The 14,586-nt window shown below is 74.2% G+C and carries 11 protein-coding genes; all 11 read left to right on the top strand.

The annotated features are described in order from the left end of the window. Positions 1-43: 43 nt before the first annotated feature. From OG737_RS27810 to OG737_RS27760, 11 genes are read left to right on the top strand one after another with little or no spacing between them, the layout of a single operon-like run. Positions 44-274 (top strand): hypothetical protein, encoded by a 231-nt coding sequence (locus OG737_RS27810; protein WP_405677363.1) that lies wholly within the window; start codon positions 44-46, stop codon positions 272-274. Further along, a complete protein-coding gene (locus OG737_RS27805) occupies positions 267-1,037 on the top strand; it encodes a vWA domain-containing protein (RefSeq protein WP_405677365.1) in 771 nt (256 codons plus the stop codon). Before OG737_RS27810 ends, OG737_RS27805 begins: the two co-directional genes overlap by 8 nt. Continuing rightward, positions 1,034-1,870 carry a protein phosphatase 2C domain-containing protein gene (locus OG737_RS27800; protein WP_328928953.1) on the top strand — a complete coding sequence of 279 codons (837 nt, stop codon included), beginning with the start codon at positions 1,034-1,036 and terminating at the stop codon, positions 1,868-1,870. Before OG737_RS27805 ends, OG737_RS27800 begins: the two co-directional genes overlap by 4 nt. A 2-nt stretch (positions 1,871-1,872) precedes the next feature. Then, complete coding sequence (locus tag OG737_RS27795) at positions 1,873-2,991, top strand: protein kinase domain-containing protein (protein ID WP_405681312.1); 1,119 nt, start codon at positions 1,873-1,875, stop codon at positions 2,989-2,991. After that, positions 2,979-3,629, top strand: a complete 651-nt coding sequence (locus OG737_RS27790) for a 4Fe-4S single cluster domain-containing protein (RefSeq protein WP_328928952.1) — start codon at positions 2,979-2,981, stop codon at positions 3,627-3,629. The genes OG737_RS27795 and OG737_RS27790 overlap by 13 nt, the downstream gene beginning before the upstream one ends. Next, positions 3,626-5,065 (top strand): hypothetical protein, encoded by a 1,440-nt coding sequence (locus tag OG737_RS27785; RefSeq protein WP_328928951.1) that lies wholly within the window; start codon positions 3,626-3,628, stop codon positions 5,063-5,065. Before OG737_RS27790 ends, OG737_RS27785 begins: the two co-directional genes overlap by 4 nt. Next, positions 5,053-7,173 carry an AAA family ATPase gene (locus OG737_RS27780; RefSeq protein WP_405677368.1) on the top strand — a complete coding sequence of 707 codons (2,121 nt, stop codon included), beginning with the start codon at positions 5,053-5,055 and terminating at the stop codon, positions 7,171-7,173. The genes OG737_RS27785 and OG737_RS27780 overlap by 13 nt, the downstream gene beginning before the upstream one ends. After that, positions 7,170-9,275, top strand: coding sequence for an Hsp70 family protein (locus tag OG737_RS27775; RefSeq protein WP_328928949.1), 2,106 nt, complete (start codon positions 7,170-7,172; stop codon positions 9,273-9,275). The genes OG737_RS27780 and OG737_RS27775 overlap by 4 nt, the downstream gene beginning before the upstream one ends. Beyond that, entirely contained in the window at positions 9,275-10,465 is a 1,191-nt protein-coding gene (locus OG737_RS27770; protein ID WP_328928948.1) for a TRAFAC clade GTPase domain-containing protein, read from the top strand. Before OG737_RS27775 ends, OG737_RS27770 begins: the two co-directional genes overlap by 1 nt. After that, positions 10,462-12,954 carry a GTPase-associated protein 1-related protein gene (locus OG737_RS27765; protein ID WP_405677371.1) on the top strand — a complete coding sequence of 831 codons (2,493 nt, stop codon included), beginning with the start codon at positions 10,462-10,464 and terminating at the stop codon, positions 12,952-12,954. The genes OG737_RS27770 and OG737_RS27765 overlap by 4 nt, the downstream gene beginning before the upstream one ends. 6 nt (positions 12,955-12,960) lie before the next feature. Further along, positions 12,961-14,511, top strand: coding sequence for a TRAFAC clade GTPase domain-containing protein (locus OG737_RS27760; RefSeq protein WP_328928946.1), 1,551 nt, complete (start codon positions 12,961-12,963; stop codon positions 14,509-14,511). Positions 14,512-14,586: the final 75 nt, after the last annotated feature.

Raw genomic sequence — 14,586 nt, 5'->3', positions numbered from 1 at the left:
CTGACACGCGAAAAGTTGATGTCGCGTCACCTAGCGTGGGCGCATGAGCGGTGGGATGGAGCAGTGGGGTCACGGGGCACCGGGCCGGGTCATCACCTGGCCGGATCCCGACGCGTACGTCCTGGTCGAGGGTGTGCTGCTGCGCATGCTCCCGGACTCCCCCGGGATGGCGCCGGGTTCGGAGGTCGTCGTGCGTTACGACGCCGCGCGGCACCTTCTCCTCGCGCGCGCCGCGGCCCGGACTGACGAGGGCGGGGCGTCGGGAAATGAGTGAGTACGGCTTCGGACTGGCGGAGGGCTGTGACGAACGGCAGCCCGTCGTACTGCTCCTCGACACCTCGCAGTCCATGGGACGCCCGGCCGGGAACCCGCGGATCGACGAGCTGAACGAGGCCCTGGCCGGCTGGTTCGCAGGGGTACGGGCGGAGCCGAGGCTGCGTGCGCGGGTGGAGGTCTGCCTGATCACCTTCGACTCGCGGGTGCGGGTCTTCGACCCGGGCCGGGAGCGGCTGGTGCCGGTCGAGGAGGCCGACCCGGACCGGATCTTCGTACCGGTGGACCGGATGCACCCGCCCCGGCTGGAGGCGTCCGGACTGACCCGGATGTCGGAGGCCGTCGAGTCGGCCCTCGACCTGGCCCGGGCACGCCACCGGGCGTTGCAGGCACGGCAGGTACAGGTGCGCAGGCCGTTCCTGTGGGTGCTGACGGACGGCGCGCCGAGCGACGTGAACGGGGAGCCGATGGACGCCGCCGCGCTGGCCGGTACGGCACGGAAGGTGCGCCTCGGGGAGGAAAGGGGCGAGTGCGTGCTCCAGGCGATCGGTGTGCGCGGCGCCGACCTGGAGCTCCTGCGGGTCCTCGCGCCGAAAGGCGCTCTGATGCTGGAGGGCCTGCCCTTCGAGAAGATCCTCGATCTGCTGTTCCAGAGCTCGGACCGGATCGGGGCGGTCCAGGCCGCGGACGAGATCCACGTCCAGACGGCCCACCTCGTGGACCAGGAGCGCCGGATGCGACTGCTCGAGGAGAAGTTCCGGTGATCGTGGCGGGGGCCGCCGTCCAGGGGACCGCGCACCTGGCTCGCGGGCAGGGATGCCAGGACGCCTTCAAGGCGGTCGGCCTGGGCGGGACGGCCGTGCTCGCCGTCGCGGACGGCGCCGGAGGCCGGGAGCGCAGTGCCCTCGGCTCGCACATCGCCGTGGACACCGCCTGCCGGGTCCTGGCCGAGGGCATCCCCGGAGCCGAGGACGCCCCGGAGGTGTGGACGGGGTGGATCGCCGGGGCCGGTGCGCGGGTGGTCGAGGAGTACCGGCGGGCGGTCGAGGGCGTGCTGTCGGCGGTGCCCGCACCGGAGGGTCCGGTGGAGGCCGGCGCGCTGGCCTCCACGCTGGCCGCGGCGGTCTTACGGCCGCCCTGGGTGGCGTTCGTGTCGGTCGGCGACTGTTTCGGGACGGTGCTGACCCGCGAGCCCGCCGTGGACGAGGCCGCCGGGGCCGGGCCGGCCGCCGGAGCGCGGGAGCGGTGCCACCTGGTCCTGCCGCCGCCGGTTCCCGGCGCGCCGGGGACGGTCTTCCTCTCCTCGCCCGGGGCAGCCCTGCGATTACGGTCCTTCGTGCTGTGGGAGCCGAGGCTCAGCGGGGTCGTGCTCGCCACCGACGGCTGCGCGTCCCTGACTCTCGACCATCCCTCGGTACGCGAACTCCCTCCCGAGGCGGGCCCGTTGCCGTCCGAGCGGTTCTTCTGCGGGCTCGCCGCGACGCTCCGCGCCAACGGCGGTGACGCCGAACCCCTGCGCGCCCTGCTCTCCGGGCCCGGGGCGGCCCGGACCGGTGACGACCTGACCGTGCTCTGCGCCCTGACGGACGGCAGGTGACGATGGCCCTCACGGTGGTGTCCGTCAGCGGGCACACATGGCACCTCACGCAGCGGATCGGCAGCGGATCGGAAGGGGTCGTGTACGCGGTGGAGCACGCGCGCCCGCTGGTGGCCAAACTCGTCCCCGCCCCGCCGGACCCGGCCGCCTACCGGCGCCGCATCGCCCGGCTGGTGCGCCAGCGCCGCGAGCCGCGCGCCGTCCGGCTGCTGTCCGGGACCACCCCGCGGGTGGCCTGGCCGATGGTGGGGGTCCGGGCCGGCGGGCCGGGCCCCGACGGAGTGGACGGCTACGTGATGGCCGACATGCGCCACGCCCACCAGCCGTTCGCGCAGCTGCTGACCCCGCAGGCCCGCCGGGCGCACCTCCCCCGCGCGACGTGGGCCACCGCGCTCGCCGCCGGCCTCTCGCTCGCCCGTCTCCTCGCGGACCTGCACGCCGAGGGCTATGTGGTGGGCGACCTGAAGCCGGACAACCTCTGGGTCGACGCGCACGGCGGGGTCGGGATCGCCGACATCGACTCCTGGCAGTTCACGGACGGCGGCGAGGTGTTCGCCGGACGGATGGGCAGCCCGGGCCACACGGCGCCCGAACGGATCGGCGCGCCTGCCGGAACGGCTCCGGACCGGGCGGCCGACGATTTCGTGCTCGCCGTCCTGCTCCACGAGCTGCTGATGTGCGGGCTCCACCCCTTCGCCGGGCATCCCGCGGCCGACGCCGACTATCTCTCGTACGACGACAACATCCTGCACGGACGGTGCCGCCTGCTCGACCGGACCTCGGTGGTCCTGCCCCGGTCCGCGCCGCCCGTCGACCTGCTCCCGCGCCGGCTCACCGCGCTCTTCCGGGCCGCGTTCGGCGGGGTACGTCCCCCCGCGTCGGCCTGGGCCGAGGCTCTGGCCGCGGAGTCGGAGCCGGCGCGGCTGAGGACCTGCCGGAGGAACCCCCTGCACGTGCACACGGCGGAGCGGCCGTGGTGCCCCTGGTGCGACCTGGCCGAACACGGCGCGGACGGCTATCCGGCCCAGGCGCCGGGGCCGCCCGCCGACGGCGCGGCGCCGTACGCGAAGGACGCGAAGGACGCGAAGAGCATGAAGGAGAACACCGTATGGCAGAGGTGACCCGGCTCTCGGTGGCGAGGAGGCTCGACCGCTGTACCGTCCTGGGGCCGGGGACCCGGGCCGTGATCTGGGTGCAGGGCTGCCCGCTGCGCTGCCGGGGCTGCGTGGCGGCGGAGACCCTGCCCTTCGAGGGCGGCACCGACCACGCCGTGGCCGAACTCGCCGACTGGCTGTGCGGGTTGCCGGACATCGAGGGCGTCACGCTGTCCGGTGGGGAGCCCTTCAGCCAGGCGGCCGCGCTGGCCGCGCTGCTCGACTCCGTCCGGGCGCGGCGCCCCGACTTCGGTGCGATGGCCTACTCCGGGTTCCGGTACGAGGCCCTGCGCCGGGGCGGCCCGGACCGGCGCGGGCTGCTGCAGCGCCTCGACCTCCTGGTCGACGGCCCGTACGTGGCCTCCCGGCGGCACGGCCTGCGCTGGCGCGGTTCGTCCAACCAGCGCATCGTCGCCCTGACCGACCGCTACGCGCACGTGGGGACCGAGCCGGACACCAGCGCGGGCGTGGAGCTGTCCGTCGAGGCCGACGGGTCGCTGTCCTGGGCGGGGGTGCCGCCGGCTCCGGGGTTCCGGGAAGGGTTCGAGGAACGACTCGCGGCACGGGGCTTCGTCCTGCGGGCCGAGGCAGGGAGAGAAGCATGAGCGGATCACCGAAGTACAGCACCGTCACGGTCGCGCCGGCCTACGCGCGGCTGGAGGCGCAACGGCGCCGGACCCGGGAGGCGGCACGCAGGCGGCAGGAGGCGCAGCGGGCCAAGGAACGGGCCGAGCGCGCCGCGCAGCGGGCCCGCGAGGCGGCAGCGCGCCGGGAACGGGCCCGGGCTGAGGCCGAGCGCAGGGAGACCGAGCTGGCCGCCCGCCGTGCCGCACGGCAGGAGGCGCATGCCGCCCGGTCGCGCCAGGAGCAGTCCGGCGCCGACGCGCGTCGGCTGGCCGAGGTGGGAGAGCTGCTGGACCGGGTCCGCGCGCAGGACTCCGAGGTCCGGGTCCTGCGGGAGCAGCTGGACCTGCTGCGGGGCCGCGCCGGACGCGCCGAGGACCTCGGCGGGGCGATCGAGGAGCTGCGCGGCCGGGTGGTCCTGCTCGGCCGGGAGGGGGAGGCTCCCGGCCGGGGCGCCGGCCACGGAGCCGTCCTGGCCGGGCTGGAGGAACGCCTCGCCCGGATCGGGCCGGAAGCCCGGGAGCACGACCAGCAGGGGTACCGGCACTGCGTCGACCTGCTCGGCGAGCTGCGCGCCGCGACCGGCCCGGGCGGGGAGACGCGCTTCCAGGCGTTGCTCGGCACCGTGGAACACGCGCTCGCCCGGCATGCCGCGACTGCCGGGGAGCGGGTCGCCGAGGAGCTGCGCCAGGCCGAGCGGGAGCGGGAGGCCGCACGACAGGCGGAGGAAGTCGCCGCCGAACGGGAGGCGGACCGGCAGGCTGCGGTGGAGGCCGAGCGGGAGCGGTTCGCAGCGGTGCTCGCCGAGGCGGCGGACCGGCTCGGCGTCGTACGGGAGTCGGTGCAGGAGGCGGCCGCCGAGGCCTTGGAGCTGGCCGATCCGGAGCTCGCGGAGCGGATCGAGGCGGCGCTGACAACCGTCACGGAGCCGCTCGCGACCGGTGCGGCGGCGGACGCGCTGACTGCGGTCGCGGCGCTGGAGGAGTTGCTCGTCGGAGCCGAAGCACGGCTGGACGAACTCCAGTTGGCCTATACGCGTCGGATGGATCTCGCGCAGGCGCTGCAGGACGCCATGCTCGGTGAGGGTTTCGCCTTCACCGGCGGCGCGGAGCAGGACGGGCGCCTGCTGCTGAGCTTCGAACGCCCGAGCGGGGCGACGTACCGGACCACGATCGGCACGGACGGCGAAGACGCCATCCTCCTCTACCAGGTCGACGGCGAGCCCGACGTCGTTCTCCGTCCGGATCCGGACGGCGCGGCGTGCGACCGCACCGAGGACCTCCTGGAGCGGGTGCACGAGGCGATCGTCGACGGGAACGGCTTCGTCCCCGGTGAACTCACCTGGCAGGGCAAGCGGTCCGGGGGGCAGCCGCCCAAGCCGCCGGCCGCCGCGAAGGACTGGACGTGGACCCGGTGAGCGCGGCCGACTGGACGAAGCGGGCGAACGGCGCCGACGCCGCGGGACGCCCCCCGGCCGCGGACCACCACAGCGGACACCCGGGCGACGGGGAGCCGGTCACCGCGGACGGCATGATGCCGCTGTGGGCGGTGTCGCTGGACTGGGAGCTGCGCCGCGGACGCCAAGTGATCATGAACGGGCAGATCAGGGACCGCTGGTGGTTCGCCGACCGGCCCGCCTCCTTCCGCGTGGTGGTCGCCCGCCAGCTGGAACGACGCGGCGCGGAGACCGTCGGCTGGTGGGACCCGGTGGGCGGACTGACCTTCCCGCTGCCGGGCCACGCGGAGAACTTCGACCGCCTGCGGGAGGGGCGGCCGTCCGAGAAGCCGCGAACGGCCGACGGGGCTGCCGGCACGCCCTCGGACGCTGCGGGGACCCGGCCGCCGGAGGGCCACGGGAACCCGGACGGGGCACCCGACGGCGAGCCGGGCACGGCACGGAGCCGGCGCGGCGGTGAGCGGGACCGCGGCCGGGAGCGCCTGCTGGCGCCCCGGCAGTCGGGCCGGCCACGCGCCTTCGAGGACGTCGTGGCCACCGTGCACCGCCTCGCGGCCTCGCCGGACGCGGCCACCGCCTTCGTCTTCGAGGACGTCGACCACCACCTCCCGGCCGACCAGGCCGAATCCCGCCTGGGCTATCTGCGGCTGCGCGCCGCGATGACGGAGGCCGTGACCCCGCGCTCGGTCTCCGGCCCGACCCCGCACGCGCGCAACGCGGTCCTGTGCGCGGTCGGTGACATCGGACGGCTGCCCGGCTGGTTCCACCTGGAGGACCCCAGGATCGCCGCCCTGCACATCAGCCCGCCCGACCCGAGCGAGCGCCGTCTGTGGCTCAGCTGGCTGCAGCGCTACTTCAACGGGGCGCAGGACTCCTCCCGCGCCGACCTCGAAGCCCTCGTCGGCGCCACCGACGGCATGGCGGGCTGGGACATCGACTCCCTGGCCAGGACCTCGTGGCTGCGCAACGCGCCCATGCGCAAGCCGGACCGGCTGATGGAACTGCACCGGCTCAACGTGAGCGTCGATCCGTGGACCCAGCTCGACCGGGAAACCGTCGCGGGGGCCGCCAAGGCTCTCGGCACCCGGGTGGTGGGCCAGTCCACGGCCGTGAACGCCGTCGCCTCGGCCCTCCAGTCCGCGTTCGTGGGCGTCGACTTCGGCAGTTCGGGGACCGCCCGTCCCCGGGGCGCGTTCTTCTTCGTGGGACCCACCGGTGTGGGCAAGACCGAACTCGCCAAGGCAGTGGCCGAGTTGATGTTCGGCGACCAAAGCGCCTACGCCCGCTTCGACATGAGCGAGTACCAGCAGGAGCACGCCGCCGAGCGGCTGGCCGGTGCGCCGCCCGGCTTCATCGGCCACGAACAGGGCGGGGAGCTGACCCGTCGGGTGCAGGAACGGCCGTTCAGCGTGCTGCTCTTCGACGAGATCGAGAAGGCCCACCCCAAGGTCCTGGACAAGTTCCTGCAGATCCTGGAGGACGGCCGGCTCACCGACGGGCGCGGCCAGACGGCGCACTTCTCCCAGTGTCTGATCATCTTCACCTCCAACACGGGCGCGGAGCAGGTCCAGAGCCTGTTGGAGGAGCGCGACGAGCTCTCGTACGGACAGTTGGAAGCGCACTTCACCCGGGCGGTGGAGGACAAGTTCCGCCAGATCGGCAGGCCCGAGATCTACGGGCGGCTCAAGCCTGGCGTGGTCGTCTTCGACATGCTGCGCCACGAGCACGTCGTCAGCATCGCCGACCGGCTGCTGCGCCAGCTCGCCGAGTCGGTCCGCGAACGCCACCGCGTGGAGCTGATCGCCGACCCGGACACCCTGCACCCGTGGATCACGGAGCGGATGTCGGACCCCGAGCACCAGGCGTACGGAGGACGGCAGATCCGCAACGAGCTGGAGCTGGTGCGCTCGGCCGTCGTCAGCCACCTGCTGGCGCACCGACCGGATCCGGGCAGCCGGATCCGGGTCGGCATCGCGGCCGACGGTACGGCGCAGGTCAGCCCCGACGGCGCGCGGCGGGGCGGCCACGGCGCGGCGTCGTTCGCGGACGAAGGGAGCGGACGAGCATGATCGCCATCGACCTCGGACACCGGTACGGGCGCGTCGCGCGGGTCGGCCCCGACGGCCGTCCCGAGGTGACCACGACCGAACTGGCAGGCGTGGACGGGGTGCTCGACCCGGTCCGCGCGCTGCCCCTGCTGCTCGGCTCCTCCCGGGCCGCGGAGGACTCCTTCGCGGTGGAGCCGGACCGCGCGGCCCTCATCGGACTCCCGGTGTCGGGCGGGCGCGAGGACGAGCTGCGGTACGCGGTGGAGCGCGCCGGACTCGACGTCGCGCGCGTCGTACCGGAGCCCGTGGCCGCGGCGCTGCACTACGGGGCGATCGCGGAGGGCGTGGACCACACGGTCCTCGTCTGCGACCAGGGGGCGACGACGCTGGACCTGAGCGTCCTGGCGATCGCCCCCGACCTCACCGTGCACGTGGTCCGCGCCCTCAGCCTGCCGCTCGGCGGCGACGCCTGGGACGCGGCGGTCGCCGCGGAACTGAACGGGGGCCTGCCGGAGGGCGCGGACCCGCTCGGGGCTGCGCGGACGCTCCGACAGGGGCTCGACGGCTCGGACGTCGCCACCGGGTCCGTGGAGGACGCGGTCGGCGAGCACCACCCGCTGACCCTGGAACGGACCGCCTTCGAGCGGGCGGTGGGGCCCCTGCGGGAGCGCGTGCTCGCCGCCGTCGCGGAGCAACTGACCACCGCGGAACCGGCCGTGGACACCGTACTGCTCGCCGGCGGGATGGGCGCCGCGCCCGAGCTGCAGGCCGGGATCGAGGCCCTCCCGGCCGCGCGGGGCCTTTCGGTGCGCTGCGACCGCCCCGGACTGGCCGTCGTGCTGGGGCTGTTGTCACTGCGGGACTTCGGCGTTCTGCGCGTCGTCAGCGGATCCCCCGCGCAGTCGGTGCGGGCCGAAGCCGGGTACGCGAGACCGGGCGCCGGTCACCCGCGCGCGGAAGCCGGGTACCTCGGCCGGGACGCCGCCGGCCTGACGGACCCGGAGCCCGCCGTCGCCGCGACGGACCCGGAGCCCCGCACCGGGCGCTCCCGGACGGAGGACCCCGAGCCCGGGTCACGGCAGGGCGGCGCGTCGGCCGTCCAGGACGCCGGGCAGACGGCCGAGCAGGCCGGGCCGGGCGGACTCCGGAGCGCCTTCGAACCAGTGGAGCCCGAAGAGGCCGGACAGCCGTACGCCCAGCCGCCGCACACCGGGGCTCCGCACGCGCCGCACGCCGAACCCGGGTACGCCGATGCACCCCCCGCGGAGCCCCCGTACACCGAAGCACCCCGCCCGGAGGCCCCGTACGCCGGTCCACCCCCCGCCGAACCCTCGTACGCCGGTCCGCCGGAGCCCGGGGCCGCGCACACCGCGGCCCCCACGGAGGCGGCGGAGCCACCGTCGCCGGGGCCCGGGGCCGCGGCCCCGCCCGGCCACGGCAGCCCGTACGACACCACGGCCGGGGCCCCGACGGGGTCTGCGACCGAGCCGCGCGTCCTGTTCGCGGTGCCGGTCGACCAGCTCCAGTTCATCCGGCGCGGGGACCACCTCCTCGTCCTCTGGGCGTGGCCCGAGGGCGCCCTGAGCGCGCGGGTCCGCTGGCGCCGGGAAGGGGGCACCGCCGCTGCGGGCCCCGGTGACGGGGACGTCGTGTGCCGGCGCCGGGTGTACGAGCACGACGGCGGGTTCGACCTGGCCGTGGGCCGGGGAGCCGTCACCCTCACCGTGGAGGCGCTGGTCCCGGAGCTCCACGGGGGCTGCGAAGGCGCGTCCTCACTGCTCGTCCCCGCCGAACCCACCGTCGTCGCGTACGAGCCGGTCGTGCGCCGGCGTCTCAAGGGCCGGGTCGCTTCGGTCACCTTCACCTCGGAGACGGGCTGCGACCTGCCCGGTGTCCGCATCGTCCACAGCCTCGGCCGCTTCCGCCCCACCAGTACCGCCGAGGGAACCGTCCTGCACGAGGTGCCCGCGCAGCGGCTGTCTGCCGGCGCCCCCATGACCGTGGAGTTCCCGCTGCCCGCCACCCGCGGCCCGTCCTGGCTGGTCTGCTTCCCGGCCGACGCGGGCGCCGAATCCGGTATCGACATCCGCCCGACGGCGCTGCACAGACTGCGAGTCACCTGATGGCCAAACGTCTCACCTGCCCCTACTGTTACGAGGGCTTCACCCCGCGGGAGATCCGTTTCCGCTGCAACAGCCGCCTGAGCCGGACCGGAAAGCAGTGCGCGCGCCGTCGCGACCAGGTGCTCGACCAGCGCAAGGGACCGCGCCGCAGCCACGACCTCGGCCCGGACTTCGCCGCGGACGGCCGCAAGCCCACGGCCGTCTGCCCTGACTGCGACGGTGAGAGCACCTACCGGATCTGCCCGGTCTGCCACTCCGAACTGCCCGTCCAGTTCGGCATGGTGGAGAACCGTCTGATCGCCATGGTCGGCCCGAAGGCGTCGGGCAAGACCGTCTACATGACCGTGCTCCTCCACGAGGTGCGCAACCGGGTGGGCGAGGCGTACGGAGCCGCCCTGATGGGCACGGACGACGCGACGATGCGGCGCTACAGCTCCGACTACGAGGACCGTCTCTACCGCGACAACCAGATGTTCCCCGGCACCCAGACCGCCTCCACCACCCTCAACCGGGTGGACCCGCTGGTCTTCCGGTTCGGCCTGCGCCGGCGCACCCTGCTCGGCGAACGCCCGCAGCACACCGTCCTGTCGTTCTTCGACACCGCCGGTGAGGACTTCAGCTCCCGGGAGAGCGTGGAGCTCAACACCCGGTACCTGGCCAACGCCGACGGCATCGTGCTGCTGCTCGATCCGCTGCAGATGCCGGGCGCCCGCGACAACGCGCTGCCCGGTACGCCGCTGCCGGGCACCGAGGGCCTGGACTCTCCCGTCAACGTCCTCTCCCGGGTCACCAGCCTGCTCCTCGCGCCCCGTTCCGGCCGCTCCGACCGGTTGCTCGACACCCCCGTCGCCGTGGTCTTCTCGAAGATGGACGCCTTCTGGCACCTGCTCGAACCCAGCAGCCCGCTGCGCGACCACGCGCCCTCGCGCGGCCGGTTCGACGTCGGCGACAGCCTCAGCGTCCACGAGGAGGTGCGCCGGCTCCTCAAGGACTGGGACGGGGTTCCGATCGACCAACTGCTGAACAACCACTACTCCCGCTACCGCTACTTCGGGGTCTCCGCCCTGGGCCGCAACCCCACCCCCGACGCCCGGGTCGCCCCCACCGGCATCCAGCCCTACCGGGTGGCCGACCCTCTGCTGTGGCTGCTGAGCGAATTCGGTTCGGTGCCGAAGGCGGGCCGGGGATGAAGCAATTCCAGCAGCTCTACTACACCTCCTGCGAGCACGGGCTCAGCGGGTTCTCCGGCTTCCAGTTCAATGCCGTCAGCGCGGGCGTCACGGCGGAGACCCGGCTGGCCGTGGAGGCACTGGCCGGGTACGAGCCGCCCCGTTCGCTGGTGGAGTCGGACACGCCGGAGTCGCTGGAGCGCTGCCCGGTCAACCTCTGCTACCGGCCCTACGACCGGGCGGGGCGCAGCGCCACCGCGCTGTGCGTGCGGTACGTGGGCCGCGACTCCGCCCGGCGTTTCGGCAACTACTTCGCCCACGCCCTGCACAGTGAGGACTTCCCGGCGGCCGGGGGCGGAATGCTGCCGATCGAGTTGTGGAACTCGCCGGTGTGGACCCGCACGGTGTCCCCGAGCACGGAGATCCCGACGCTGGCCGGACCCGCTCCCGGGCCGCTCGGTGTCCGCGCCGTGGGCGAGTTCCTGCGCGGCCATCCCCACGCGGCCCGGCTGCCGGAGCTGCTGGCCGCCGTGTTCGCCGCGCTCACCGAGCACGGCTCGGTGGTGGTGGTAGACCATTCGACCGAGCAGATCGCGCACTGGTTCGCCGCGGTCTCCTACCTGCTGCCGCCCTCGCTCTCCCGCGGCCTGTCCTTCGCCACCTACGTCCTGCGTCCGGCCCGCAGCCGGCTGCACCTGATCGGCACCGTGCCCGAGCCGCCGCTCACCTTCGCGCCGGACGACGAAGCGGCCTACACCGTGTTCGACTTCGCCCGGGGCGTGTTCCCCGAGGTGCCCGTCCCCGCACTGGTCCGGCTCCTCACCAGGATCGGTGTCGGCTCCGTCCGGCCCGTCTGGTCCTGGACGGCGGATTACGCCGAGGGCGGGGAGGAGACTGCGGACGACTGGCACGCCCCCGTCGCCGCGGCGGCGGCCTCCGGCGGCATCGCGCTCGCCGCGCCCGACGTCCACGCGGTGATCGACTGGCTGGCCGGGGCAGACCATCTGGGGGCGCGCCGGGCGGCCGTGGCCGCGGACATCCACCGTGAGCACCGGGGCCTGGACGACGCCCGGCTGACCGCGCTGAGCGCGGCCGCGAAGGCCGGCGGTGACCCGGCGGTCCACCGGGAGATCGAGGGAAAGCTGTACGGGCTGCGCATGCGGGCCTACACGACCGCCGCCGAGGACGCCGTCGAGCCCGTACCGATCACCGATCCGGCGGCACGCGAGCGGGCCGCCGCCCTGTGGGAACGGCTGCTGGAGACGGAGGTACGGACCGCGCGCGAGCGCACGCGCCTGCTGCTCTGGGCCGTCGGCACCCGCCTCCCGGTGCCGCCGGAGGTCATGGCGGGCGAGACGCTCACCCTGTCCCACGCGTTGCTGGGGACCACGGCGCCCGCGCCGGGGTTCCGCCACGAGGTGGCCGAACTCGTCCACGTCCTGCCCGTGATGAGGACCTCGCTGGCCACGGCGGTGGAGGAGGCGCTGGAACGCCGCGCGGGGCAGGAACAGCTCTTCGCGCAGTTCCCCGCCGAGCTCCTGCGCGAAGGCGACCTGGTGGGCCGGCCCCTGCTCCTGGAGCACCACCTGCGGGCGAGGGCCGAGCGCGATCCCTGGAACACGGTCCCGCTCATGTTCAAGATCCTGACGATCCGCGGACGCACGTCGCCCGACGAGGAGTTGCTGCGCGGCCTGTGGCGGCAGCCCTCGCGCACCTGGACGCACCAGGAGGCGGCCCGTATCGCGGCGGGGCTGCCCGTCTCGGAGCCGGTGGACACGGTGGTCGGCGAGTGGTTCGACCGCGCCCTGAGCCAGGGGATCGAGGACGAGGACGCGCTCACGGACTGTCTCGACCTGTGCCGCCTGCTCTCCCATCCGCGCCGCTTCGCCTGGCTGCCGGCAGACGCCGCGGAGCGCGTACGGATCACCCTCGACCTGGAGGACGCTCTCCGTGACGCCCGCGAGGCCACGGAACTCTTCGCCGCGTTCGAGATCCAGCAGACCGGCCCGTGGGCGGCGCCGCGGGCGTTGAAGCGTCTCTACCTGGTGCCGGCCCTGCTGCGCCTGCCCGCCGATGTCAGCCGGTTCCGTGGCCGCCTCGCGGAGCTGAACAACCGCGACCTGGACCGGTACCTGTCGCTCGTGCGCCAGGGGGTGACGGGAGGCGAACGGATCGACGACATCCTGCTCAGTCATGTCGCCACCGTCGCCACCCTGCCCGCGGGGGCCCGGCTCTCCCATGCCCAGGAGGAGATCGTCGAGGCCATCCGGGCCCATCCCGAAGGGCACTGGCACGTGGCGGACCTGAAACGGCTGGAGCAGGCGGTGCGGCCCCACGAGGCCGCACTCGCCGACCACTACGCCGACGGGGCCGAGGCCCGGCGGCCCGGCCCGCCCCGCAAGCTCTGGTTCCGCGGCCGGCGCACCGCGCCCGCCGCCGCCGACCCGCCGGACACCGCGGCGTCCGGCACCTCGGCATCCGACAGCTCCCGGAAGAAGAAGGGACGGTGACACTCCGTGGCTGAAATCGTCAGGTTCGTCCTGCTCCCCGTCCTCTTCCTCTTCGGGCTCTCCTGGTACCTGGCCTTCGTCCCCTTCATCGCCACCCTGCGGGGTCTCGCGCTGGTCATGCAGGTGCTCGCCGGGTACGGACGCACGCTGGTCGGCGTCGTGTACCGGCGCACCCCCGAGTTCCGGACGCTGCCTCCCTACCGCCCCCAGGACGAGGAGGTGAAGGCGTACCGCAACTACTTCTTCGGTCCGGCCTCACGCGACCTGCGCCAACTGCTCACGCTGGAGGGGCGCTCGTACACCACCACGGTCGGCGATTCCTTCCGCGCCGTGACCTCACGGCAGTTCGTCGCCCCGACAAGGCACCGGGCCTTCACGATCCCGTACGGCCTGACTCTGTACCTGGGACTCTGCGCGGGCGCGGCCTTGGCCGTTCCGCTGCTCGGCCTGCTGTTCGCCCTGCACGCGCTCGTCCTGGCGCTGCTGACGGGCGGTGCCCGGCTCCTCGCCGGCACCCTGAGGGCCGTCGACCGGGCAGTGCTGTGGATGAAGCGGCTGCGCACCGGAATGCTCTGCCCGCACTGCTTCGAGCGAGTGCCCTACCCGTCGTACGACTGCCCCAGCCCCACCTGCCGGCGTCGGCACGCCGACATCCGCCCGGGGACGTACGGGATCTTCCGGCGCCGCTGCGAGTGCGGACAGCGCATGCCGACGCTGCTGATGCTGATGGGCCGGAACTCGCGGCTCCAGGCGTACTGCGTCCACCCGCACTGCGGGAAGCCGATGAACACGGACGCCGGCCACATGCCCGAGGTGGTGATACCGCTGATCGGCGGACAGGCGGCGGGCAAGACCCAGCTGATGGCGGCCATGCTGCTGTCCCTGGAGCACGCCGCGGCGAACGGCGGTCCGGCGATCACCCTCGCCGACGAGGAGTCGGACACCAACTACCAGGTGCTGCGCGAAGTACTGCGGATGCGGGGGCACACCCGCGCCACCCAGAAGACCCTGCCCCGCGCACACTCCTTCGTCCTCGGCGGCGGCCGGTCCCAGCGGCTGATCCACCTCTTCGACACGGCCGGCGAGCGGTTCGTCGACCGCGAGGACACCGACGCGCTGCGCTACGCACGGGCCGCGCGCACCTTCGTCTTCGTGCTGGACCCGATGGCGGTGAAGGCGTTCTGGACCACCATGGAGCCGCCGCCCGGCCCGCTGCTGGACCGCACCCTCGGCTCCACGGTCGATCCGGAGGAGGTCTTCGCCCGCTCGGTCCAGGCCGTGGCCGCGATGGGCGCCCCACTGCAGCGCTCGCGCCTCGCGGTCGCCATCAGCAAGACGGACCTGCTCGCCGAGCACGGCCTGGTACCGGCCGGCCTCGAAGACAGTACCGGCGCCCGGACCTGGCTCCGTGAGGCGCTCGGCCTGCACAGCCTCGTACAGGCCATGGAACTCAACTTCCGGGAGGTCCACTTCTTCCGCACGGCCGCGGTGGCGAACGAGGAGGCCGGGGTGGACGGAAGCGTCGCGGGGTTCGTCGAGTGGTGCCTGCGGAGCTGAACCGCACGGCTGCCCCCGCCGTGGCCCGGACCGCCCAAGGCGTGGGAACCGAAACGTGGTGCCGGTGGCCTCCCC

The organism is Streptomyces sp. NBC_00122 (assembly GCF_045160845.1).
Classification (GTDB): domain Bacteria; phylum Actinomycetota; class Actinomycetes; order Streptomycetales; family Streptomycetaceae; genus Streptomyces.
Note: the sequence above shows the minus strand (reverse complement) of the source record. Positions and strands in the feature narration are given on the sequence as shown.

Coding starts and splice junctions, on each gene's coding strand:
- OG737_RS27775 (WP_328928949.1), top strand. CDS start 7,170: ATGATCGCCATCGACCTCGGACACCGGTACGGGCGCGTCGCGCGGGTC.
- OG737_RS27810 (WP_405677363.1), top strand. CDS start 44: ATGAGCGGTGGGATGGAGCAGTGGGGTCACGGGGCACCGGGCCGGGTC.
- OG737_RS27790 (WP_328928952.1), top strand. CDS start 2,979: ATGGCAGAGGTGACCCGGCTCTCGGTGGCGAGGAGGCTCGACCGCTGT.
- OG737_RS27770 (WP_328928948.1), top strand. CDS start 9,275: ATGGCCAAACGTCTCACCTGCCCCTACTGTTACGAGGGCTTCACCCCG.
- OG737_RS27795 (WP_405681312.1), top strand. CDS start 1,873: ATGGCCCTCACGGTGGTGTCCGTCAGCGGGCACACATGGCACCTCACG.
- OG737_RS27765 (WP_405677371.1), top strand. CDS start 10,462: ATGAAGCAATTCCAGCAGCTCTACTACACCTCCTGCGAGCACGGGCTC.
- OG737_RS27785 (WP_328928951.1), top strand. CDS start 3,626: ATGAGCGGATCACCGAAGTACAGCACCGTCACGGTCGCGCCGGCCTAC.
- OG737_RS27805 (WP_405677365.1), top strand. CDS start 267: ATGAGTGAGTACGGCTTCGGACTGGCGGAGGGCTGTGACGAACGGCAG.